Source organism: Mesorhizobium sp. P5_C1 (assembly GCF_054049815.1).
The window spans coordinates 1-559 of record NZ_JBFULQ010001393.1 but is presented as its reverse complement, the minus strand read 5'-3'; the positions used below and the strand labels follow the sequence as shown (position 1 = coordinate 559).

1 protein-coding gene is annotated in these 559 nt (G+C 59.7%); it reads left to right on the top strand.

Annotation, left to right across the window (positions count from 1 at the left end; translation table 11 throughout):
* The first annotated feature begins 211 nt into the window (after window positions 1-211).
* Complete coding sequence (locus ACXJ7R_RS35990) at window positions 212-553, top strand: DUF2147 domain-containing protein (RefSeq protein ID WP_095081730.1); 342 nt, start codon at window positions 212-214, stop codon at window positions 551-553.
* The last annotated feature ends 6 nt before the right edge of the window (window positions 554-559 follow it).

The window sequence follows — 559 nt, the reverse complement described above, 5'->3', positions numbered from 1 at the left end:
GATCAACACTCCGCTAACCACGGGAAACAAACACGATCCGCGGATGCTTTCCTTTCTTGCCCGTGCGGCCCGCGTGGCCGCCTTCAGAATCCCGGAATCTTACGCGGCGGCACCACTTTTGTTTTGCCGGGAGCTGGATTAGCTTACGTTTGCGTAAGCGGCAGACCGGCGAGGGCGGAGCGTCGGCCGGATATCCAAAGGGAGGAAGACCATGTTTCGAAAAGTGAGCCTGGCCCTGGCGGCCACATTGATCATGGCGGGTGCGGCGTGCGCCGATCCTATCGAAGGCAATTGGAAGACACAGGCGGGAGATACCGCAGCCATCGCGGGCAGCGACACGTTTTCCATCACGCTCAAGTCCGGCAAATTTGCCGGCAAGACCATCGGCTCGCTCAAGGCCGCCGGCGACAACAAATATGCCGGCAACATCACCGATCCGGCAAACGACAAGACCTATTCAGGCAAGGCGACATTGTCGGGCACCTCGCTCAAGATGAGCGGCTGCGTGCTTGGCGGACTGATCTGCAAGAGCCAGACCTGGCACAAGCTCTGATCGACC

Bases quoted from the DNA above. Each gene is read 5' to 3' on its own strand.
- ACXJ7R_RS35990 (WP_095081730.1), top strand. From the start codon at position 212: ATGTTTCGAAAAGTGAGCCTGGCCCTGGCGGCCACATTGATCATGGCG.